We start from the raw sequence: 20181 nt of genomic DNA on the forward strand, positions 1-20181 counted from the left end.
GGGTCCAAAAGCTACGGGGGATGACATCCGGTATATCGCCGCGGGGGTGGCCCGGCGCTACCCGCCGGTAATGCCGGGGTCGTGTGAAGCGATTGATAAGTACCGGTCGTTGTGGCTGTCAATATAGTGTACTTTTGTAGGGGAATGTAGCGGAGAAAGGAAGCTCGTGTCTGTAAATCTACTGAAAAAGCCTGTTCTAGCCGTTTTTGTTTCTGTCTTTACTTTGTTGGCGGCGCTGCTGGCCGCCCCCGCCCCGCAGGTCCAGGCCGCCGAGCGCAACCTGGTCGCCTTCGGTGACTCGGTGCTGGCGGATCCGGACATGGGGACCTACCTGCGCGACCGCATCGGCGGCGCCTTCGACCAGCGCCCGCTGGGGGTTAACTGCCCGAAGGGCAACAACTATGCGGCTCGCACCGGCGCCAAGCTGGGCCTGCCGGTGCGCGACTTCTCCTGCTCCGGGGCGGCCTCCATGTCCCCGGGCCCGCAGATTTCCGCGCAGATCGACACCGCCATCGCCCGCGGGGCGCTGAACCCGTCGACGGCGCGCGTCATCTACGCCACCGGCTTCAACGACACCTACAACAACCCGAACCTGAACCAGGCCCAGATCCGGGACAAGTTCGTCCGCTTCAACCGCCCGCTCATCGACCGCATCCGTGCGGCCGCCCCCAACGCCCGCATCCAGATCGTGGGCTACCCGACCATCGGCGACGGGATCCACTACTGCCTGATCCACGCCGGTTCCTCCTGGGACCGCACCCCGCTGCCGCAGGTCGCCGACTTTGAGAACAAGGCCCAGTGGATGCAGGTCGACCTGGCCCGCGCGACCGGCACCGAGTTCATCGACATGAAGCCCTCCACCCGCGACGCCGGCATGTGCGGATCGGACGGCAACCGCAAGTGGGCCGGCCTGGTGGACTTCAACGCGGGCGGCGGCAACCTGCCGCTGCACGTCAACGCCCGCGGCCACGAGCACATCGCGAACGTGTTGGCGGCGTCGTAGTCGCGCCCAATTCTTTGTGCCTGTTCTTCTGTGGCCGTTCCTTTGCGGCAGTTCCCGGGGAGGAACGGGCGCCTAAACCCCTGGTTGCCACGGCAATTGGGGGTTGTTTTCATTAGCTGCCGGGTGGTGAAAACATGGGTAGGCTCGCGGGTATGAGCGAGAAGAATGAACAGATTGTATCTGGTGTAATCGCCCGTTCTCAGGGCGCGGAAGTCGAGAAGGTCAACATTGTCATCCCGGCCCCGGGCCCGAATGACGTTGTCGTCAAGATCCAGGCCTGCGGCGTCTGCCACACGGACCTGGCCTACCGCAACGGCGACATCGAAGACGCCTACCCCTTCCTGCTGGGGCACGAGGCGGCCGGCATCGTCGAGACAGTCGGCGAGGCAGTCACCCACGTCGCCGAGGGTGACTTCGTGGTGCTCAACTGGCGAGCCGTGTGCGGCGAGTGCCGGGCCTGCAAGAAGGGCGAGCCGAAGTACTGCTTCGACACCTTCAACGCTTCCCGGGCCATGACCCTGGAGGACGGCACCGAGCTGACCCCGGCCCTGGGCATCGGCGCCTTCGCCGAGAAGACCCTGGTCCACGAGGGCCAGTGCACCAAGGTCGACCCGGACGAGGATCCGGCCGCCGCCGGCCTGCTGGGCTGCGGCATCATGGCCGGCCTCGGCGCGGCCGTCAACACCGGCGAGGTCCAGCTGGGTGAGTCGGTCGCCGTCTTCGGTTGCGGCGGCGTGGGCACCGCGGCGGTGGCCGGCGCCAAGCTGGCCGGGGCCGCCAAGATCATTGCGGTCGACCTGGACCAGTCCAAGCTGGACGTGGCCCGCGAATTCGGCGCCACCGACACCATCTGCTCCGCCGGCATGGAGGAGCAGGAGGTCATCGACGCCGTCCGCGAGCTCACTGAGGGCTTCGGCGTCGACGTGGCTATCGACGCCGTCGGCATCCAGCCCACCTGGCGCCAGGCCTTCTACTCCCGCGACCACGCCGGCCGCCTGGTCATGGTGGGCGTGCCCAACCTGACCGACCACGTCGACGTGCCGGCCATCGACCTCTACGGCCGCGGCGGGTCCATCCGCCCGGCCTGGTACGGCGACTGCCTGCCGGAGCGTGACTTCCCGGCCTACGTCTCACTGCACCGCAACGGCCAGTTCCCGCTGGACAAGTTCGTCTCCGAGCGGATCGCCCTGGACGACGTCGAGCGCGCCTTCGGAACCATGCAGGAGGGCAAGGTCCTGCGTTCGGTCGTCGAGCTGTAACCAAGGAGGCTAAACACATGCGGATTGAAAACCTGGTGACTTCCGGCAAGTTCTGCCTCGACGGCGGCTGCTGGGACGTCGACAACAACGTTTACGTGCTGTCGGTCGGCGACGCCGTCGTGGTGGTCGACCCCTCCCACGATCTGGACGCGATCGCCGACCAGGTGGGCGAGCGCGAGGTGCGCGCCATCCTGCTCACCCACGCCCACAACGACCACTGCGAGCTGGCCCCGCGGGCGGCCCGCCGCTTCAACGCCCCGGTCTACCTGCACCCGGACGACGACGTGCTGTGGCAGGAGTCGAACGGCAACGCCCCCTACCTCCACCTCTACGACGGGCAGCGCTTCCTGCTCGAGGGCGAGGAGATCCGGGTGCTGCACACGCCGGGTCACTCCCCGGGCTGCGTGGTGCTCTACCTGCCGGGCGAGGGGACCCTGCTGTCCGGCGACACCCTCTTCTCGGGTGGGCCGGGGGCCACGGGGCGCAAGTACTCCGACTTCGACGTCATCGTGGAGTCCCTGCGCGACGTCGTGTTCTTCCTGCCGGCCGAGACCCGGGTGCTGCCCGGGCACGGCGATGCCACTACGGTCGGGGCCGAGGCCGACCGCATCGACGAGTACGTGCGCCGCGGCTACTAAGCGCCGCCAGCCACTACCGGGAGGGCCGGGCTGGGAGTGACCCGGCCGGGGCCGGGGCCGGGGTGCGGGCGGCCTTGATGCCCACCGCTGCGGCCGCCAGGCCGCTGACGGCGCAGGCCACCCACGCGTCGGGGACGCGGCCGGCCAGGCGTGCGACCCATTCCTGCACGGCGAAGGCCTCCTCGGTGCCCACGGGGCTGGGCAGAAGGATCGTGCCGTGGGAGAGGATAAACAGCACCCCGATGCCCACGAACAGGGCCCCGGCCAGCACCGACAGCGAATTGGTGCGGATGGGCCCCAGCTTTAGGGGGCGCCCGCGCAGCCAGGGCCGGCGGCCCAGATCGAAGCGATCCCAGGCGGCGGCCAGAACGAACAGGGGGATGGTCATGCCGAGGGCGTAAGAGAGCATCGTCAGCGCCCCGTAGCCCAAGGAACCGCTGACGGCGGCCGTGGTGAGCACCGCGCCCAGCAGGGGGCCGGCGCAGAACCCGGCGAAGCCGTAGACGCAGCCCAGCAGGAAGACGCTCACGTAGCCGTCGCCGCGGACCCGCTGGCTGAGCCTGCCCAGCCCCGGGATGGTGAAGCCGCCGCCCAGGGCGATAAAGAACCCGAGGACCACCATGGCGGCTCCGCCGGCGGTGATGACTGCCTCGCGGTGCTGGTTAAACAGGCCGCCGATGCCGCCCAGCCCCGTGCCCACCGGCACCAGCACGACCGCCAGCCCGCAGAAAAACACCCCGGTCCGGGCCACCAGCTGGGTCACCGACCGGAAGGCGTAGGCGAAAAAGGCCGGCAGCAGCAGCGCGGAGCACGGGCTCAGCAGGGACAGGACCCCGGCCAGGAGGGAACCGAGCAGGCCAATTTCCAACATGCGGTGCGTCTTTTCTCCTTCTCCCTATTTGCAGCGGACCTGTGCGGATCTGTGCGGATTTGTGCGGATCTAAGTGGGTCTAAGCGGATCTAAGAGCCCAGCGCGCTGCCTAGGCCGAGCCCGAAGAAAAACCCGGTGCAGGCCAACAGGGCGATAAACAACCAGACGAGCCAGTGGACCTTACGCACCCCGGGACAGCTCCTCCTCGATGACCTGGCGGAAGACGTCTTCGGGCTGGGCCCCGGAGACGAACTGGCTGCCCACCACGAAGGAGGGGGTGCCGGTGATGCCCAGGCTGGCCGCGTAATCGCGGGCATCCTCGACGACCTGGGTGTAGGTGTCGTCGCCGGCCTCCTGGCGGAAGCGTTCGATGTCCTCGATGCCGGCTTCCTCGGCGAAGCGCACGTAATCGTCCATGCCGAAGTTGGGGTGGCCGTCCACGTCGGCGCTGGCGGCGAAGGCGGCCTTCTGGAACTCCGCGAACTTGCCCTGGGCGGCCGCGGCCCGGCCGGCCTTCGCCCCGTCGATGGCGTGGGGGCCGTTGACCGGGAAGTCATTCCACTCGATGCGCACCAGGCCCTTATCGACGTAATCCGCGATGAGGGCGGGCGCCGTCTGGTTGTGGAAGCGGGAGCAGAAGGGGCACTCGAAGTCGGAGAACTCGGAGATGACCACGGGGGCATCGAGGGCGCCGCGGGCGAAGGGATCGTTGTCGGCCCGGCGGTGGACCTTGTCGATGTCCTCGTTGGAGGAGATGGTGCCGGACGGCCCGTACAGCTTGGGATCGCCGTTGGGATCGTCGAAGTTGGTGCCCGGGGCGGCCGGGGTGGCTGGGGCGGCCTGGGCCGACTCGCTTGCTGGCTGGCTGTGGCTGGCGGCCCCGCCGTTGCTGCTATTGCTGCTGTTGGCGTTGCTGGCGGCATCGTCGGCGCCGTTGCGGTCGGCGACCAGGAAGCCGATGACGACGGCCAGCACCACGATGACGGCGGTGAGCACCCACACGACGGCGGGGACGTCGCGGAGGGCGGAGGGCCGCTTCTGTCCCACCAGGGGTTGGTCGTACATTGAGCTATCGGGCACGGGGCCTCCTCCGTCTAGAGCCGTGGGCTGCAAGCATGACAAGATGCAGCGGGAATAAAACCTGCGTCCCGGACAGTCTAGCCCGGGCGGCGCGGTGCGGGGGCGTGCGGTGCGGGGGTGTGCGGTGTGGCTAGTCCTCGGCCGCGGCGCGCAGGTAGGCCCCGTAGCCCGACTTGTCGAGGCCGGCGGCCAGGCGCAGCAGCTGTTCGCGGTCGATGAAGCCCTCGCGGAAGGCGGCCACCTCGGGCGATCCCAGGACGGTGCCGGTGCGCTTCTGGATGACCTCGACGTAGGCGGAGGCCTCGCTCATCGAATCCACGGTGCCGGTGTCCAGCCACACGTCGCCGCGCCGCATGCGCTTGACCGAGAGTTCCCCGCGGCGTAGGTATTCCTCGTTGACGGCCGTGATCTCCAGCTCCCCGCGGGACGAGGGCTGAATGGACCGGGCGATCTCGCAGACCTGGTTGTCGTAGAAGTACAGGCCGACGACGGCGTGGCTGGACTTCGGGTGTTCTGGCTTCTCCTCGATGCTGATGGCCCGCCCGTCGGGGGCGAACTCGACCACGCCGTAGCGCTGGGGATCGGAGACCTCGTAGGCGAAGATGACGCCCCCGTGCGGGGACCGGCACTCGGGCAGGGCGCTGCTGAAGCCGTGGCCGTCGAAGATGTTGTCGCCCAAAACGAGGGCGACGTCGTCGCCGCCGATGAAATCCTCGCCGATGATGAAGGCCTGCGCCAGGCCCTCGGGTCGGGGCTGGACTGCGTAGGAGAGCATGAGGCCCAGCTGGGATCCGTCGCCTAACAGGCGCTGGAAGGAGGCGGAATCCTCCGGGGTGGTGATGATGAGGATCTCCCGGATGCCCGCCTGGATCAGGGTGGACAGCGGGTAGTAGACCATCGGCTTGTCGTAGATCGGCATGAGCTGCTTAGAGATCCCCTGGGTGATGGGGTAGAGCCGCGTGCCGGAACCGCCGGCCAGGATGATGCCTTTCATGCTTTAAAAGTCTAGCTTTCCGCTTCCCCGGCGGCCGGGTACAACGCCAGGTAGAGGGCCAGGGCGGCCCGCCAGTTCTGGGGCCGGAAGCCGGTGGCCTCCAGCTTGCTCAAATCGAGGGTCGACTCGGCCGGGCGCGGGGCCGCGCCGGGCTGGGCGAAGTGATCTGTGGTGGTCGGGTGGACCTCGGCCGGATCGTGCCCTATGCCGATGAAGGTGGCCATCGCCAGCTCGTCGCGCCCGACGGTGTCGCCCGTGTTGGTGACGTTGTAGACGCCGTACTCGGCCCCGGAGTCCAGCAAGTGCTTGATGGCCTTGGCCAGGTCCTCAGCGAAGGTGGGGCGGCCGCGCTGATCGGCAACCACCTCGGGCTCCACCCCGCGCAGGGCGAGGCCGCGCATGGCCTCGACGAAGTTGTTGCCGTCGCCGAATACCCAGCTGGTGCGCACCACGTAATGGCGGGCGGTGGCCTGGGCGGCGGCATCGCCAGCCGCCTTCGATGCCCCATACACGCTCAGCGGGCTCACTTCCTCCTGCTCGGAGTGGACCTTCTCGGTGCCGTCGAAAATATAGTCGCTGCTGACGTGCACCAGGGTCAGGTTGTGGGCGCTAGCGATGCCGGCCAGCCGCGCCACCGCCTGCGCGTTGACGGCCCAGGCGGCCGCGCGATCGCGCTCGGCCCCGTCGACGTCGTTGTAGGCGGCGCAGTTGATGATCGCGGAATAGTCGCGCCAGCGGCGGGCCTCGGCGAGGTGGGGGTCGGTGATGTCGAGATCGGCGCGGGTGGCGAACTCGGCGTGGGGCAGGATCCGCTGGAGGGCGCGCCCCAGCTGCCCGTCGGCGCCGGTGACCAGGACCTTGCGCGGGGGCATCGGGGTCGCCTCGGAAAGTTGCGGGTGGGCCCCGTCCTTGTCGGAGATCTCGGTCGGCTCCAGCGGCCAGTCCACCAGGTCGAGGTTGACGGCCGGGTAAGACGCCTCCGGGGACCAGTGATCGTTGACCAGGTAGGAATAGGCGGTCGGCTCCAGGGCCTGGAAGCCGTTGGCCACCCCGCGGGGGACGAAGACGGCCGTGTCGGGGCCAATCTCGGTGGTGACCAACTCGCCGTAGGTATCGGATCCTTCCCGCAAATCGCACCAGGCCCCGAAGACCTTGCCGTAGGCGACAGAGACCAGCTTGTCCCAGGGCTCGGCGTGCAGGCCCCGGGTCACCCCGGCGGTCGCGTTGAAGGACACGTTGTTTTGGACCGGTGCGAAGTCGGGGAGGCCGGCCGCCACCATCTTCTCCCGCTGCCAGTTCTCCTTGAACCAGCCCCGGTCATCCCCGTGGACGTCCAAGTCCACAATGAGGAGCCCCTCGATGCCCGTGGTGCGAATGTCCATTCTGTCCTTTCGTGGTTCCTGGTTATTAAGTCTGGTCTTGGGTCTGGGTTTTGGATCTACGTTTTAGGCCTGCTTGTTAGACCTGCTTGCTAGACCCTGGCCGATCCTACTGTCCCTGCCGGGCGTAGCCGGCCTCGACGTCCTGCTTGCTGGCCTCCCACCAGTCACGGTTGTCGGCGTACCACGCGATGGTGTCTTCCAGGCCGGCGCGCAGATCCGTGAACCGCGGGGCCCAGCCCAGTTCGGTGCGCAGCTTGGTCGCGTCCATGGCGTAGCGCTGGTCGTGTCCGGGGCGGTCCGCCACGTGGTCGAAGCCGTCGGCCCCCATCAATTCGCAGATGGTTTCCATGACCTGCAGGTTGCTGGTGTCGGGTTGGTCGGCGCCGATGTTGTAGGTCTCGCCCAGTCGGCCGCGTTCCAGGATGTCGATCACGGCCCGGTTGTGGTCGTCGACGTGGATCCAGTCGCGCACCTGCTCCCCGGTGCCGTACAGCTTCGGGCGCAGGCCGGACAGGATGTTCGTGATCTGGCGGGGAATGAACTTCTCGATGTGCTGGTAGGGGCCGTAATTGTTCGAGCAATTCGACACCGTCACGGGCAGGCCGAAGGACCGCGCCCAGGCGCGCACCAGGTGATCGGATCCCGCCTTCGATGCCGAGTACGGCGACGATGGCTGATACGCCGTCGATTCCGTAAACCGCGTGTCGGCCCCAATCTCCAGATCGCCGAAGACCTCGTCGGTAGAAACGTGGTGGAAGCGGGTCCCGCGGGCGCGGGCGGCCTCCAGCAGGGTAAAAGTCCCCACCAGGTTGGTCTGGATGAACGGTGACGGGTCGCGCAGGGAGTTGTCGTTATGGGATTCGGCCGCAAAGTGAACCACCGCGTCAACGTCCCGCATGAGCTGGTTGACCAGTTCCGCGTCCGCGATGTCGCCCTGGACGAAGGAGCAGCGGTCGCCCTCCAGATCGGCGATGTTGGCGCGGTTTCCCGCGTAGGTCAGCTTGTCGAGGACCACCACCGAGTAGTCGGTTTCCGCTAGGGTCAGCCGGACGAAATTGGAACCGATGAAGCCGGCCCCGCCGGTCACGAGCAACGTAGACATAATGGTCACCATCCTACTTCAGCGGTTGCCTCGGAGTCTGCCACCGCAATTTCTCACCACGAGCAGCCCAGTAGACCCAAGCAGCCCAGTAGACCCAAGCTGCACCGAACAGCCCCAAGCAGCCCCGGACAGTGCCGGACAGTGCCGAACAGCCCCGAGGAGCCCCCAAAAGCCTCAGGAGCCGAGGCACGCGTGAATCCCCGCCAGGACACACGGGCGTGCCCTTGGCAGGGGAGGGTGAACAGGGACAACATCTTAACTAAACAACGGAGCCTGGCTGTGCGGGTCTGGCGGGGGAGCCTCGCCGCCCGAGGCGGAACCGGCACGGGGTCCGGGACTAGTGCCAGTGGGTGGAGCACCCCGGTGGCGGACCTTATGGCCGCACGATTGCTGGGCCGCGGGCGATTCGTTGAACCGCAGCGGTTGCCCCGGCCCGGCCCGGTGGCCGGTACGCCTGGTCTCGGGGGACCTGTCGGCGTGGCCCATGTTGTTGGCGCCATCCCGGAAGTCGTTGTTGTCCACGTGGTGGCGTCGGCACCGGAGCGTGAGATTGGAGATGTCGGTATCTCCTCCCAAGGCCCAGGCGATGACGTGGTGGACGTCGCAGTCAACCCAGGCCCGGTTGCAGTCCGGGTGGGTGCACACCAGCTCGGAGGCGGCCAGGGCAATCTTTTGCCAGAGGCTTGCCGTGCGCTTGTTGCGCGCCAGCTCGAGCGGGAAGCCGTGGGGGTCGAGGAGACAGAGGAAGTCGTGCTCGGCGAGCCCCATGCGGAGAAGGTCGAGCGGGCTGACCGAGATTCCCGCGGTCGTCGGGAAGCGGCTCTCGCCGGTCATATTCTCAAGGTCATCCATGGTGAGGGTGACCAGAAGGCCCGCGGCGCCGCCCGTGGACTGGTCCTTGGAGGACAGGTAGCGCCGGCAGATGTAGCGCAGGTGGTCCACGTTGCGCTCCTGGAAGGTGCGCTTGTCCTCTTGGTCCAGCCCGCTTTCCTTCAAAGCGGCGTTGTCCGCGTTGCGTGCGTTCGCCAGAGCGTTCTTGACGAGCGCGGCGGTGGCGGGGTCTAGGTAGCCGCGGACGTGCACGCCTCCGTCGGCATCCGGGTTGGATAGGACTAACCGGCGCTTCTTGTAGGCGGCGTCCTTATCCTTGGTGCCTTCCGGGGTACGGGCGGTGAGGTTGGCGTTCTTAATCTGCTTGCGCAGCCAGTCCCGCAGCGTGTGCAGCGAGGTGTCCTTTGCCTTTTCCAGAGCCTGCTCGCGCAGCTGCTTGTGGCCCGGGGTGGCGTGCCGGTTGAGGTGTTTGAGCTCCGATTCAATCATCGCGAGCACCTTGGCGCTAGTGGTCTGGCCGTCCTCCAGGAGGCGCTTGCGGCGACGCTCCTCAGCTTCCTTTTCCGCCTGTGCCCGACGCTGCGCTTCCGCGTCGGCCGCCTGCTGGCGGGCGCGTTCCTCATCGCTGACAGCCTGGACGTCGTCGGGCAGGGGAGTCGGTTCCGGAGTGGGTGCGGCCTCATCGAGGGGACTGAACAGATCACGGCCGGTCTCGAGCCGATCGCGCGCGGTGGCAAAGTCCAGACCGAGGCGCGCCATGAGGTAGTCGATGGCCTTGGATGAGCCGACCTGGCGGCCGGCGTCGTCGCGTTCAGCGAGGAAGGCGAAGGCGCCATCGATGACGGTCTTGTTGTTGAAGGCGTATTCGAAGGCTTCGAAGCCGCGGTGAAGACGTCCAAACGACAGGTCTTCGGGATTCTTCATCAGGGAGCGTAACCGCTCCATGGAGCCAGAGATTTCTTTGAGCGTTGCTAGGATTTCGTCGTGCTGGTCAGTCATGGCGGTCACCCCCTAAGGAACCGTCGTGTAGAACCTTTATTCGCTTACGTGTTCTAGTATATCGAAGAAAAAGCCCGTGTCAACAGTAAAAAAGAAAATATGTTCGAATTTTTTAAAGTGCCTGTTCGGCAGAGCTGGCTTAGTTTAAGGCGCAACTAAAATAGGTGGCCAACCCAGCCAAATACGACCCAAAGACCCAGCCGTACAAGGCCCAATCAACCAGCTCCCAGCAGCACCAACTACTTCGGGAATCGCGGCAACTCCCGCTCGTTCAGCCACTGATTCCAGAGGCCCTCCACGTCCGCAACAGAAACCCCGGAAGCATCCTTAACAGCCCCCGTCAGAGCCTCCCAGAAGTCCTGCGCAACCACGTTCCCGTGCAGGTTATCGGCGAGGTAGGAGCGGACGAGGGGGAAGAAGGTGGCATCGCCAAGCAGGCGCCGCAGGGAGTGGATGAACAGGGCGCCGCGCTTGTAGACGCGGTCGTCGAACATGTCGCGGGTGCCGGGGTCGGCCAGCAGGAGGTCGTGGGGCTTGCGGGAGAGGACCGAGTAGTGGGAGTGGGCGGCATCGTGGGCCGTGGACTGGCCGGCGTGCTCGCCCCAGAGCCACTCGCAGTAGCAGGCGAAACCCTCGTTGAGCCAGATGTCCTGCCAGCGGCTAAGGCCCACCGCGTTGCCGAACCACTGGTGGGAAAGCTCGTGGAAGATGAGCCGCTCAAAGGCGTGGTCGCCGCGCACGTGGTTGGAGCCAAAGATGGAAATACCCTGCGCCTCCAGCGGGATTTCCAGATCGTCTTCGGTGACGACCACGCGGTAGTCGGGGAAGGGGTACGGCCCGAAGGTCTCGGCCAGGAAATCGAGCATCTCCTGCTGGCGCCCGAATTCCTCAGCCACCTGTTCGCGCAGGTTCGCCGGCGCGTACGCCACGGTGTTAGGGCCCAGGCGGAACTCGCTGAACTCGCCCACCTGCACCGTCGCCAGGTAGGTAGCCATAGGCTTATCGATGCGGTAGTGCCACACCGTCCGCGACGATCCCGCCGTGGCCTTGTCGACCAGCGTGCCGTTGGCGACGACGGTGAAGGGGTCGTCGGCCGTGATGGCGAGGTCGAAGGTGGCCTTCTGGCTCGGGTGGTCGTCGCACGGGAACCAGCTCGGCGCCCCGTTGGGCTGGCTGGCGACCAGGGAACCGGACTCGGTCTCCTCCCAGCCGATTTCCCCCCAGGGGCTGGCGATGGGCCGCGGGTTGCCGCCGTAGCGGATTGCCAGCGTGATTTCTGCCCCCGATGCCACCGGCTCGGCAAACGAAATCCGCAGCTTGCCGCCCGAGGTCTTAAAGCGGGCCACCCTTGGGCCCGCAGGGCAGCTGACGCGGCGTACCGCCATCGCCGGCCCCAGGTCGAGCTGCAGGGCGTTCAGGTCTTCCTCGCCCACCTCGATGGTTAGCGTGGCCTGCGCAGACAGCAGGTTGGGCTCGACCTTGTAGTCCAGCTCCAGCTGGTAGTGACGCACCCGAAACCCCAGGTTGTAGTCAACCTTGGTGTACGGGTCCCGGGTGGCGTTAGGGGCAGACCCTGCGCCAACAACAGCACCGGAGCCCGCAACAGCACCGGAGCCCGCAACAGCACCGGAGCCCGCAACAGCACCGGAGCCCGCAACAGCACCGGAGCCCGCAGGAGAACCAGGACCAGCAGGAGAACCAGAAACAGCAGAAAGGGCGGTAGAAGAAAGCATCATGATAGATGCTAATTCTACCGCCCTTGCAGGAAGCCCCTGGAGCCAGTCCGAAAACCGGCCTTACAGCTCGCGCTTAGAACACCGCGTTAGTTGTAGAAGGCCTGCCAGAAGGTGGCCCAGGACTTCTCCAGGTCCTCGCGCCAGCCGGTCCAGTTGTGGACGCCGGCGTTGCGGAAGTTGTAGGTCGCCGGGATCTTCTGGGAGTCCAGCTTGGCCTTGAGGTTGTGGGTGCAGTGGTTGACGCCGGCCTCGATGACGCCGCCCTCGACCTGGTTGACGGCGGAGCCGACGGCGGCCTCAGCCTGGCTAGCGCCCTTGGACTGCAGGTAGCTGGGCATGGCGGTCTCATCAGCCAGGCCGGAACCGGAGGAGATGTAGAGCTTGGCGCCGCGCAGCTTCTCCGAGTTCATCAGGGCGTCGTTGTAGCGGTTGTTGGCGGAGCCCTGGCGGCCCCACATCTGCTCCGGCTGGCCGCCGCCCCGGTTGACGGTCAGGCGCAGGAACTCGTATTCCATCGGGTAAGCGGTGGCGGCGCAGCCGGCGAAGGAGCCGACGGCGTCGTAGAAGCCCTGGTTGTGCTGGGCCAGCAGCAGCGAGGAGGTCGCGGACATGGACATGCCGGCGATGGCGCGCTTGTTGTTGGCCTGCAGGCGGGACTCGATGGAGCCCGGCAGCTCCTTGGTCAGGAAGGTCTCCCACTTCTGCGGGCCCTGCAGGTACTTGCCGTTCGGGGTCTGCTCCCAGTCGGTGTAGTAGGAGAAGGCGCCGGCCTGTGGGATGACGACGTTGACCTTCTTGTCGGCGTAGAAGTCGACGGTCTGGGCCTTGGACAGCCAGTCCGCGTCCTGCTCGGCGCTGCCGGCACCGTTGAGCAGGTAGATGGTGGGGCGGTTGGGTTCGCCCGCCGGGATGACGGCCAGCGGGATCTGGCGGCCGTCCATGGCCGGAGAGCTAGCCTGCAGCTTGAGTACTCGGTCGTCGTCCTTGTACTGCTTGTACCACTTGGAGTTCGCGACGGCGTCGGTGACCTGCAGGTCGCTAACCTCCGAGGCCGGGGCGCCGCCGTTGACGTCGGCCGGGGTCAGGGTGGCTGCGGTGGCCGCCGGGACGGCGGTGGCCGTGGCAGCCAGAGCTGCGGTGGCCAGGAGGGTACTCAGTCGCTTCATGCTAGCGCTCTCTTTCTGGTTATGTTCTTAGTGTTTTAATTCTCGCCGAAGGCCCGCTCGAAGGTCGGCCAGGACTCGCTGATGTCCTTGATCCAGCCCGGCCAGGAGTGGGTACCGGTGTTGCGGAAGTTCCAGTCCGCCGGGATGGACAGGGAGTCCATCTTGGCCTTCAGGTCGTGGGTGCAGGCGTTCATGGCCGCCTCGATGACGCCGCCCTCGATGGTGAGGGTGGAGGACCCGGCCAGCGCGGTCGACAGGTCGGCGCCCTGGTTCATCAGGTGGGAGACGGTGTCTTCCTTGCCCACCAGGCCGGAGTTGGCGGACACGTAGATCTCGTGGCCGCGGAGCTTCTCGGCGTTAGCCAGGCCGTCGTAGCGGCGGTTCTCGGCAGAGCCGCGGGCTCCCCAGATCTGCTCCGGGGTGGCGCCGCCGCGGTTGACGGTCAGGCCGACGAACTGGTGCGGCAGCACCGTCGAGGTGGCAGCGCAGCCCGAGAAGGAACCGACCGCGTCGTAGAGGTCCGGGTGCTGCTGCGCGAGCACCAGCGCGGAGGTCGCGGACATCGACATGCCGGCGATGCCGCGCTTGCCGTTACCGTTGATGGTCTGCTCCAGCGCGCCCGGCAGCTCCTGGGTCAGGAAGGTCTCCCACTTCTGCGGGCCCTTGAGGTACTTGCTGTTGGGATCCTTCTGCCAGTCGAAGTAGTAGGAGAAGGCGCCGGCCTGCGGGATGACCACGTTGATGCCCTTGTTGACGTAGAAGTCCACCATGTCCTGGGTGCCTTCCTTGGTCGGGTCGACATCCTTGCGGTAGGTCTGCTTGATCCACTCCATGTCCTGGTCCGCGCCGCCGGCGCCGTTGAGCAGGTACAAGGTCGGGCGGGCCTGGTCGAAGTTGCCGTCCGGGGTAATGACCGCCAGCGGAATTTCGCGCCCGCCCATGGCCGGCGAGGTGGCGTTGAAGGCCTTGACGTGCTCGCGGTTGAAGGAGCTGGCCTGGGCGTAGGCCATCCACTGCTTACCGCTGGCCATCTTGGACGGGCTGATGACGCGCTTGCCGTCAGCGTTGGTGGACCACGCCGGGGCGGTCTCCTGTGCCAGGTCGATTTCCGTGATGACGGACTCGCCGGCCGCGGCGGTCTCCGCCTCCTCAGTAGCGGCGTCGGACTGCGCGGACTCGGGAGCGTTCTCGTCGCCTAGGATGGCGTCGGCAATCTCCGGGTCGGCGGCCGGTTCTTCCAGGTCGGCAGCAGCCTTAGGATCGGCGGCCGGGCTTTCGATGGCCGGGCTTTCGACGGCCGGCTCGTCAGCCAAGGCCGGGGAGGCACAGAGGCCGAGGGCAAGGGCAGTGGCGGCGGTGGTGCCAACCAGCGGGCGAATAATCTTCATGAGGTTAACGCTTCCTGAGAGAGGGGCCCTTTTTGCAAAGGGTAGAGAGAGTTTCCTGACTGGTTATCGTAGGCGCAAACAAAGTTGTTAGCAGCTGTCCGTTAGCTGAAATTTTTCAGCAAAGTCCAGCCTAAAACAAACAACTGTCGCTCACAGTGCGAATATAGCTTAGCAGCCGGACACGAAACAGGTGGTGCGCAAGTGAAAGGTGTGTCATAATCCAAGGGGGTTTCCGGCTGCCGATGCCGGCTAGCCGCCCGGAAGTTCCCCTCCGGCGTAACGCGAGCTGGGAATTTTTCGTTAAAACAACCGCACCGCTTAACCGCGTTCGCGCTGTCTCTCCACCGTTTACAGAAGGGTTTTAAAAAATGAACGCTTTCGACACCATCTTGGTTCAGATCAACGAATTCCTGGGCGGCCTCGTCCACGCTGGTTCCTCCACCTCGTCCACCATCGCGCTGGCGCTGGGGATGTTTTAAAAACGGATGTTCTAAAGACATCCGCCCGGGAGGCAATCTCCCGGGATTCCCCGGGGCAATAACCCCGGCCAGACTCCTGTTGCCGCGCTTTGTTTGCCCCTTTGGCAGACAGCGTGGCCAAAGTTACGTATCCTTGGGAACGTGACTAATGAACATTATGACGTTGTAGTACTCGGCGCGGGCCCTGGCGGCTACGTCGCCGCCATCCGCGCAGCCCAGCTCGGCAAAAAGGTAGCCGTGGTGGAGAAACAGTACTGGGGCGGTATCTGCCTCAATGTCGGCTGCATCCCCTCCAAGGCGCTGCTGAAGAACGCCGAGGTGGCCCACACCTTCAACCACGAGGCCAAGGACTTTGGCATCTCCGGTGAGGTCTCCTTCGATTATGGGGCAGCCCACAAGCGTTCCCGCAAGGTTTCTTCGGGCATCGTCAAGGGCGTGCACTACCTGATGAAGAAGAACAAGATCACCGAGGTCAACGGCCTGGGTTCCTTTAAGGACGCCGAGACGATTGAAATCACCGAGGGTGACGACAAGGGCAAGACCCTCACCTTCGACGATTGCATCATCGCCACCGGCTCCGTCGTTAAGTCCCTGCCGGGCGTTGAGATTGGGGGCAACATCGTCTCCTTCGAGGAGCAGATCCTCAAGGAAGACGCCCCGGAGTCCATGGTCATCGTGGGCGCCGGCGCCATCGGCATGGAGTTCGCTTACGTCCTGGCCAACTACGGCGTGGACGTGACCATCGTGGAATTCATGGATCGCGTCCTGCCGAACGAGGACAAGGACGCCTCCAAGGAGATCGCCAAGCAGTACAAGAAGCTGGGCGTGAACCTGAAGACCGGCTACAAGACCACCTCCATCAAGGACAACGGCGACGACGTGACCGTCGAGATCGAGTCCAAGGACGGCGAGAAGACCGAGACTCTGACCGTCGACCGCTGCATGGTCTCCATCGGCTTCGCCCCGCGCACCGAGGGCTACGGCCTGGAAAACACCGGTGTCGAGCTCACCGACCGCGGCGCCATCGCCATCGATGAGCGCATGCGCACCAACGTCGACGGCATCTACGCCATCGGCGACGTCACCGCCAAGCTGCAGCTGGCCCACGTGGCCGAGGCGCAGGGCGTGGTGGCTGCCGAGACCATCGCCGGCGCCGAGACCCAGGAGCTGGGCGACTACCAGATGATGCCGCGCGCGACCTTCTGCAACCCGCAGGTTGCTTCCTTCGGCTACACCGAGGAGGCCGCGAAGGAGAAGTTCCCGGACCGCGAGATTAAGGTCGCCAGCTTCCCGTTCTCCGCGAACGGCAAGGCCGCGGGCCTGAACGAGACCGCCGGCTTCGTCAAGCTGGTTGCCGATGGCGAGTTCGGTGAGCTGCTGGGCGGCCACATGGTCGGCGCCAACGTCTCGGAGCTCCTGCCGGAGCTGACCCTGGCGCAGCGCTTCGACCTGACCACCGAGGAAATCGGCCGCAACATCCACACGCACCCGACCCTGTCGGAGGCTATGAAGGAAGCTGCCGAGGGCATCGGCGGCCACATGATCAACCTCTAAGGAGCCTTCCGCAAGAGTCTGTCCGGATTCCCTGCCCCACCCGTTGGGGTAGGGAATTTCTGCGTTTTATAGACCAAGCGGTTCAAATTTTGTTAGTCTGCACTAGACCGCTTAGTTCACGGGGGCGCCCATGCAGGGCGCGCCGAATAACGCAAAGGACAAACGCATGAAGCTTCGCCGCATTATCGCTACCGTCACCGCCGTGGCCGTCGCCAGCACCGGGCTGGTGGCCTGCTCTAGCTCCGACGGGGAGGGCAAGGACCAGAAGATCGTCGTCGGCACCACCGATGCCGCGAAGAAGGCCTGGACCGCCTTCGAGGAGGTGGCCGAGGACAACGGCTTCAACATCGAGGTCGAGAACTTCGAGGATTATGCCACCCCGAACGTCGCGCTGGCGCAGAGCCAGAACGACATCAACAACTTTCAGACGCTGCGCTTCCTGGCGGAGTACAACGTGGGCAACGACGAGGATCTCGTGCCGATTGTCTCCACGGAAATCGTGCCGCTCGCGCTGTTCTGGAAGGACCACGACTCCCTGGACGGCATCGAGGGCGAAACAGTGGCCATTCCGAACGACCCGTCCAACCAGGGGCGTGCGCTCAACGTGCTGGCTTCTGCCGGCCTGGTCGAGCTGACCGTCGAGGGCAGCCTCTCGCCGACGCCGGCCGACGTCGACGAGGCCAAGTCCAAGGTCAAGGTCACTACCGTCGATGCCGCTCAGACCACCTCCGCGTGGGGCGAGGGCACCCCGGCCGTTATTAACAACTCCTTCCTGGAGCGCGCCGGCATCGACCCGACCACCGCCGTGGCCCAGGACGATCCGGCTTCCGACGAGGCCGCGCCGTACATCAACGCCTTCGTCGTGCGCGCTGAGGACAAGGACAACGAGGTCTACCGCGAGCTCGCGCAGCTCTGGCACGACCCGAAGGTCCAGGCGGCCGTCGACGAGGACTCCCAGGACACCTCGGTCCAGGTCCAGCGCTCCCCGGAGGAGATGAACGAGGTCCTGCAGCGCGTCATGGACGAACTCGAGGCGGAATAGGCGCCAACACCACACGCCGGGACCAAGCGCCGACTAGCAGTGCCGAAGCCCCTAGTACGGCGCCACCGCCGAGCGGTGCGTGTCGATGTCCAACGCCTCGTGGATGGGCGGGAACGCGCGCTGGGCGCAGTTGCTGCGAGGGCAGATGCGGCAGCCGGCGCCAATGGGGGTGGCGCTGGACATGTCGGATAAGTCGAGGCCGGCGGCGTAGACGGTACGGTCGGCGTGCCGCGCCTCGCAGCCGAGCCCGATGGCGAACATCTTGTTGGTATCACCGTAGCGGCCCTGCAGGTACTGGACGGTACGCGCCACCCACAGGTAGTTGCGGCCGTCCGGCATCTGCGCCAGCTGCCGGGAGATGGTGCCGGGCCGGGAGAAGGTCTCGTAGATATTCCACAGCGGGCAGGTTCCCCCGGAATTGGAAAAGTGCACGCCGGTAGCGGACTGGCGCTTGGACATGTTGCCCGCGCGGTCCACGCGCACGAAAGTAAAGGGGATGCCGCGCTGGTTGTCGCGCTGCAGGGTGGACAGCCGGGAGGCGACCGTCTCGTAGCCCACGCCGAAGGACTGGCACAAAAACTCCACGTCGTAGCCGGATTTCTCGGCCTCTGCGTGGATTAAGCCGTAGGGCAGCACGGTCGCGGCCGCGAAATAGCTAGCGATGCCGCGCAGCGCCAACCGGCGCGAGGCCTGGGAGGTAAACGGCTCCTCGTCGGCGGCGTTCGTGATGAGATCTCCGGCCTCCAAAAATCCCAGCTCCGTGGCCATGCGGAAGGCGCGCTGCCCCTCCGTTAGCCGGCTGGCCAGCAGCAGGGTGCCGGCCTCCCGGTCGAGTCGGTGTAGGGTGCCGTCGAGCTGGCCGACGGTCTGGATCTCCAGGTTGTGTTTCGAGCGCAGCCGGTCCGCCAGGGCCCGCTCGGTGTCGCGGATGTGGAAGGGCTCGACGCCCAATTCCCCGGCCAGGTCCTCGGCGTGGTGGTCGAGGCCGTCCAGGTAGTTCTGCCGGGCGTAGAAGAAGTCGCGGACCTCGTCGTGGGGCATCGATAACGCCTGTGCCGAGTCCGTCACGCGGCGCGAGTCCGTGGCCAGGGAGAGCTTGTCGCGGACGTTGCGGTAGCGCCGGTGCATGTCCACCAGCGTGCGCGCGACGGTGGGGTGGTTGTAGACCAGCTCGGACAGCTCCTGCAGCTCCACGGGGGAGGGGCAGAGCTCCTTGTCCTGGATGACGTCCTGGATTTCGGCGAGCAGCCGGGAGTCGTCGTCGCGGGAGAAGAACGTGGCGTCCACGCCGAAGACTTCGGTGATCCGCAGCAGGACCGGCACGGTCAGGGGGCGCACGTCGTGCTCGATCTGGTTCACGTAGCTGGCCGACAGGCCCAGGGTGGACGCCAGGGAGGCCTGGCTGAGGTCTCTTTCGCGTCGCAGCTGCCGCAGCCGGGAGCCCACGTAAGTCTTCGTCATGACGGATAGGTTACCTGCCTAATGCCCCTATAACAGTGTTTTAGCAAATTTTGTGTGAAGGTTCTTAGCGGTGGTGTGAAAGTCGTGCTTAGGGGATAAAAGGTACGAACGTCCGGTTTTGAAAAACGCCCGATCTGGGGGCGACACCTGCGAAAGTATGACACCAATTGGGGTAAGTCATTCACCATTCACTCGCCAGGTGATCAACCTCACAAAAGGCGAGATAATTACACAACACACATGTTTTCTAATTGCGAGTTGCCAAGGTGGCGCCGTATTTCCTCAAACGCAGGTTTGGGCACCCTTGCCTAAAGCTGGGGAACTTCACGGTGAGCGAAAGTTGCCCGCGGCGCTTAAGGCCAGCTCATAACTAGGAGAAAGGCCCATATCCTGCGTAAAGTCTAGGTTGACTATGGAGGTGTCATGACTTTGAAGAAACCTGACCGTGAGGCAATCGCTCACGGTCGTATCAGTGAAGAACCGATTCGCCAGACCCCCGGCGTCCCGTCGTGGGTCCTCAAGCTCATCATGGCGGTTAGCGGTCTCTTGTTCGCGTTGTTCGTCGTCGGCCACATGGCCGGCAACCTGAAGCTGTACTTGCCCGCGCATGACGGCGAGGAAGCCCTGGACGTCTACGGCGAGTTCCTGCGTTCCCTGGGTGAGCCGCTGCTGACGCACGGCTCCGCCCTGTGGATCATCCGCATCGTGCTCATCGTCGCCCTCATCGGGCACATCTACGGTGCAATCGCGCTGCATTCCCGCTCCAAGGCTTCGCGCGGCAGCTTCCGTCGCTCCAACCTGATGGGCGGCCTGGACTCGTTCGCAACCAAGTCCATGCTGGTCACCGGCATCGTGCTGCTGCTGTTCCTCATCTTCCACCTGCTGGACCTGACCATGGGTGTGGCCCCGGCCGCTCCGGACGCCTTCGTCCACGGCGCCGTCAAGGCGAACATGATTGCTACCTTCAGCCGCTGGCCCGTGACCATCTTCTACGTGCTGGCCATGTGCTGCCTGTTCCTGCACCTGACCCACGGCATCAAGCTGGCTGCGTCTGACCTGGGTATCACCGGCTACAAGTGGCGTCAGACCTTCCTGGTGCTGGCCTACCTGATTCCGGCCATCGTCTGCATTGGCAACATCGTTATGCCCCTGTCCGTCGCCTTTGGCTTCGTCAGTTAGTAACTAGGACTGATAGG

16 protein-coding genes are annotated in these 20181 nt (G+C 65.4%); 6 read left to right on the forward strand and 10 right to left on the reverse strand.

Features of this window, described 5'->3' with window-relative positions; genetic code table 11:
* Positions 1-166: 166 nt before the first annotated feature.
* From QQS53_RS01110 to QQS53_RS01120, 3 genes are all read left to right on the forward strand, one after another.
* Positions 167-1003: a GDSL-type esterase/lipase family protein gene (locus QQS53_RS01110; RefSeq protein WP_472774146.1), complete on the forward strand. Its 837-nt coding sequence runs from the start codon at positions 167-169 to the stop codon at positions 1001-1003.
* A gap of 152 nt (positions 1004-1155) precedes the next feature.
* A complete protein-coding gene (locus QQS53_RS01115) occupies positions 1156-2262 on the forward strand; it encodes an S-(hydroxymethyl)mycothiol dehydrogenase (RefSeq protein WP_472774147.1) in 1107 nt (368 codons plus the stop codon).
* A 17-nt stretch (positions 2263-2279) separates the two neighbouring features.
* On the forward strand, positions 2280-2900 hold the full coding sequence (locus QQS53_RS01120) for an MBL fold metallo-hydrolase (RefSeq protein ID WP_472774148.1): 621 nt from the start codon (positions 2280-2282) through the stop codon (positions 2898-2900).
* A gap of 13 nt (positions 2901-2913) precedes the next feature.
* Here the strand turns inward: QQS53_RS01120 and QQS53_RS01125 are convergent, their stop codons facing one another.
* The 9 genes from QQS53_RS01125 to QQS53_RS01165 form a co-directional block, all read right to left on the reverse strand.
* Positions 2914-3771 carry a cytochrome c biogenesis CcdA family protein gene (locus QQS53_RS01125; RefSeq protein WP_472774149.1) on the reverse strand — a complete coding sequence of 286 codons (858 nt, stop codon included), beginning with the start codon at positions 3769-3771 and terminating at the stop codon, positions 2914-2916.
* A 180-nt stretch (positions 3772-3951) separates the two neighbouring features.
* Positions 3952-4836 (reverse strand): DsbA family protein, encoded by an 885-nt coding sequence (locus QQS53_RS01130; RefSeq protein WP_472774496.1) that lies wholly within the window; start codon positions 4834-4836, stop codon positions 3952-3954.
* Between the two features lie 145 nt (positions 4837-4981).
* Positions 4982-5845, reverse strand: coding sequence for a glucose-1-phosphate thymidylyltransferase RfbA (gene rfbA, locus QQS53_RS01135; RefSeq protein ID WP_472774150.1), 864 nt, complete (start codon positions 5843-5845; stop codon positions 4982-4984).
* A gap of 11 nt (positions 5846-5856) precedes the next feature.
* A complete protein-coding gene (gene rfbD / locus QQS53_RS01140; protein WP_472774151.1) occupies positions 5857-7227 on the reverse strand; it encodes a dTDP-4-dehydrorhamnose reductase in 1371 nt (456 codons plus the stop codon).
* Positions 7228-7333: 106 nt separating this feature from the next.
* Positions 7334-8332, reverse strand: a complete 999-nt coding sequence (gene rfbB / locus QQS53_RS01145) for a dTDP-glucose 4,6-dehydratase (RefSeq protein ID WP_472774497.1) — start codon at positions 8330-8332, stop codon at positions 7334-7336.
* A 252-nt stretch (positions 8333-8584) separates the two neighbouring features.
* Positions 8585-10159, reverse strand: a complete 1575-nt coding sequence (locus QQS53_RS01150) for a DUF222 domain-containing protein (RefSeq protein WP_472774152.1) — start codon at positions 10157-10159, stop codon at positions 8585-8587.
* Positions 10160-10398: 239 nt separating this feature from the next.
* On the reverse strand, positions 10399-11895 hold the full coding sequence (locus QQS53_RS01155; protein WP_472774153.1) for a M1 family metallopeptidase: 1497 nt from the start codon (positions 11893-11895) through the stop codon (positions 10399-10401).
* An 86-nt stretch (positions 11896-11981) separates the two neighbouring features.
* Positions 11982-13061 (reverse strand): alpha/beta hydrolase, encoded by a 1080-nt coding sequence (locus QQS53_RS01160; protein WP_472774154.1) that lies wholly within the window; start codon positions 13059-13061, stop codon positions 11982-11984.
* Between the two features lie 35 nt (positions 13062-13096).
* Positions 13097-14449 carry an alpha/beta hydrolase gene (locus QQS53_RS01165; RefSeq protein ID WP_472774155.1) on the reverse strand — a complete coding sequence of 451 codons (1353 nt, stop codon included), beginning with the start codon at positions 14447-14449 and terminating at the stop codon, positions 13097-13099.
* Between the two features lie 620 nt (positions 14450-15069).
* On the opposite strand from QQS53_RS01165, the gene lpdA reads away from it, so the two are divergent.
* Together lpdA and QQS53_RS01175 are read left to right on the forward strand one after the other, a co-directional pair.
* Positions 15070-16482 carry a dihydrolipoyl dehydrogenase gene (lpdA, locus tag QQS53_RS01170; RefSeq protein ID WP_472774156.1) on the forward strand — a complete coding sequence of 471 codons (1413 nt, stop codon included), beginning with the start codon at positions 15070-15072 and terminating at the stop codon, positions 16480-16482.
* Positions 16483-16648: 166 nt separating this feature from the next.
* Positions 16649-17524 carry a MetQ/NlpA family ABC transporter substrate-binding protein gene (locus QQS53_RS01175; RefSeq protein WP_472774157.1) on the forward strand — a complete coding sequence of 292 codons (876 nt, stop codon included), beginning with the start codon at positions 16649-16651 and terminating at the stop codon, positions 17522-17524.
* Between the two features lie 51 nt (positions 17525-17575).
* Here the strand turns inward: QQS53_RS01175 and ramB are convergent, their stop codons facing one another.
* On the reverse strand, positions 17576-18985 hold the full coding sequence (gene ramB, locus QQS53_RS01180; protein WP_472774158.1) for an acetate metabolism transcriptional regulator RamB: 1410 nt from the start codon (positions 18983-18985) through the stop codon (positions 17576-17578).
* A 423-nt stretch (positions 18986-19408) separates the two neighbouring features.
* Here ramB and QQS53_RS01185 point away from each other — a divergent pair, with 423 nt between their 5' ends.
* Positions 19409-20164 (forward strand): succinate dehydrogenase cytochrome b subunit, encoded by a 756-nt coding sequence (locus QQS53_RS01185; protein ID WP_472774159.1) that lies wholly within the window; start codon positions 19409-19411, stop codon positions 20162-20164.
* Positions 20165-20181 lie beyond the last annotated feature (17 nt).

Source organism: Corynebacterium sp. 2571A (assembly GCF_055700935.1).

Excerpts from the sequence above, each read along its gene's own strand:
- QQS53_RS01115 (WP_472774147.1), top strand. The coding sequence starts at position 1,156 with ATGAGCGAGAAGAATGAACAGATTGTATCTGGTGTAATCGCCCGTTCT.
- QQS53_RS01120 (WP_472774148.1), top strand. The coding sequence starts at position 2,280 with ATGCGGATTGAAAACCTGGTGACTTCCGGCAAGTTCTGCCTCGACGGC.
- QQS53_RS01125 (WP_472774149.1), bottom strand. The coding sequence starts at position 3,771 with ATGTTGGAAATTGGCCTGCTCGGTTCCCTCCTGGCCGGGGTCCTGTCC.
- QQS53_RS01130 (WP_472774496.1), bottom strand. The coding sequence starts at position 4,836 with ATGTACGACCAACCCCTGGTGGGACAGAAGCGGCCCTCCGCCCTCCGC.
- rfbA (WP_472774150.1), bottom strand. The coding sequence starts at position 5,845 with ATGAAAGGCATCATCCTGGCCGGCGGTTCCGGCACGCGGCTCTACCCC.
- rfbD (WP_472774151.1), bottom strand. The coding sequence starts at position 7,227 with ATGGACATTCGCACCACGGGCATCGAGGGGCTCCTCATTGTGGACTTG.
- QQS53_RS01150 (WP_472774152.1), bottom strand. The coding sequence starts at position 10,159 with ATGACTGACCAGCACGACGAAATCCTAGCAACGCTCAAAGAAATCTCT.
- QQS53_RS01155 (WP_472774153.1), bottom strand. The coding sequence starts at position 11,895 with ATGATGCTTTCTTCTACCGCCCTTTCTGCTGTTTCTGGTTCTCCTGCT.
- QQS53_RS01160 (WP_472774154.1), bottom strand. The coding sequence starts at position 13,061 with ATGAAGCGACTGAGTACCCTCCTGGCCACCGCAGCTCTGGCTGCCACG.
- QQS53_RS01165 (WP_472774155.1), bottom strand. The coding sequence starts at position 14,449 with ATGAAGATTATTCGCCCGCTGGTTGGCACCACCGCCGCCACTGCCCTT.
- QQS53_RS01175 (WP_472774157.1), top strand. The coding sequence starts at position 16,649 with ATGAAGCTTCGCCGCATTATCGCTACCGTCACCGCCGTGGCCGTCGCC.
- ramB (WP_472774158.1), bottom strand. The coding sequence starts at position 18,985 with ATGACGAAGACTTACGTGGGCTCCCGGCTGCGGCAGCTGCGACGCGAA.
- QQS53_RS01185 (WP_472774159.1), top strand. The coding sequence starts at position 19,409 with ATGACTTTGAAGAAACCTGACCGTGAGGCAATCGCTCACGGTCGTATC.